Below are 1,224 nucleotides of genomic sequence, written 5' to 3'. Positions count from 1 at the left end.
GGAGCCTCCCGCGGCATCCTCCCACTATCTAAACCCAGAATCATTTCACAAACTAAACACGCTTACGCTGGACACAAACGACGGTAAAAGAACCGTATTCAGATTTTTAATAGGTTGTTTTGAGTAAAATTCGAAATGGCAACAAAAAAGGTTCAAATCGCTGATATATCAACGATTTGAACCATTATTATCACCCGCACGGGGATCGAACCCGTAACTCCGCCTTGAGAGGGCGACGTCTTAACCAATTTGACCAGCGGGCAAGGTTATCAATGACACCTATTTAGTTGCTTAACACAATATATAAATTTACACGATTTTTGCTCAAAAGTCAATGTTCTTGCGGGGAATATTCACGTAAATTGAATACGATGGGCATTTTGTCCCGAATTTGGGATTAGTTATTGACATTTTTTTACCAAGCCGGTAAACTTATTAATTGTCGGATAGCTTATTGGGTATTCGCCAAATTGGTAAGGCAGCGGACTCTGAATCCGTAATTTACTGGTTCGAGCCCAGTATACCCAATCATTGAACAATTGAACCGTTCTCGTTGAGTTGAAAAACTTAGGGAGGGCGGTTTTTTAATTAAGTGAGTAAAGGACGGTTCGCATGATTTTTACGTGGCTTATTATTATCATCCTCGCGCTAGGACTAATTCAGGGGTACCACAGCGGGTTTGTGGCGGTATTTATCCATTTAGTCGCCTATGTCTTAGCATGGGTTATTGCGATGTTATTTGCCAATAAACTGGCGGATGTCGCTTACTCGCTGTATACGGCTAAGATTGGTACCGGGAGTCAGTTCTTTACGGTGCCTCGCGCGCTGACGGGAACAATCTTTTTTGCGCTATTTAGTGTGACGTATGGCATTATTCGCCACATTGGCAAGGATTTAAATATGATTACGAAATTACCAGTGGTTCATTTGACGAATGCGCTGTTGGGGGCAGCAACTAGTTTTTTGGTGCGCTACTTATTAATTTTTCTACTATTAAACGTTATCACGTTATTTCCAAGCACTTGGATTCAGCATCAGTACCAGACGTCCGTGATTGCCCAGCAGATGGTGAAGCAGACGCCAGTCATGTCCAAGCAACTTTATCGATTATGGCAGGACCGGAGTCAGAATTAATAATTATCTCTTAACCTGAATTATTCACCAGAAACTCCAAAATCCCCATCAAACACATGATTCAAGTGCTTGATGGGGATTTTACGTTTT

At 41.8% G+C, this 1,224-nt stretch carries 1 protein-coding gene and 2 tRNA genes; 2 read left to right on the top strand and 1 reads right to left on the bottom strand.

Annotated features, from left to right (window positions below):
• Positions 1-190 precede the first annotated feature (190 nt).
• Positions 191-263, bottom strand: a tRNA-Glu gene (locus ACYVR3_RS16150).
• Positions 264-455: 192 nt separating this feature from the next.
• On the opposite strand from ACYVR3_RS16150, the gene ACYVR3_RS16145 reads away from it, so the two are divergent.
• Positions 456-528 (top strand) — tRNA-Gln (locus tag ACYVR3_RS16145).
• Between the two features lie 84 nt (positions 529-612).
• Positions 613-1,134 carry a CvpA family protein gene (locus ACYVR3_RS16140; RefSeq protein ID WP_461245020.1) on the top strand — a complete coding sequence of 174 codons (522 nt, stop codon included), beginning with the start codon at positions 613-615 and terminating at the stop codon, positions 1,132-1,134.
• The last annotated feature ends 90 nt before the right edge of the window (positions 1,135-1,224 follow it).

It is taken from the genome of Secundilactobacillus muriivasis, from assembly GCF_054785195.1.
This window is presented reverse-complemented; position numbering and strand designations above follow the sequence as displayed.

What these genes read in the sequence shown, in the direction of transcription:
- ACYVR3_RS16140 (WP_461245020.1), top strand. Translation starts at nt 613, where the DNA reads ATGATTTTTACGTGGCTTATTATTATCATCCTCGCGCTAGGACTAATT.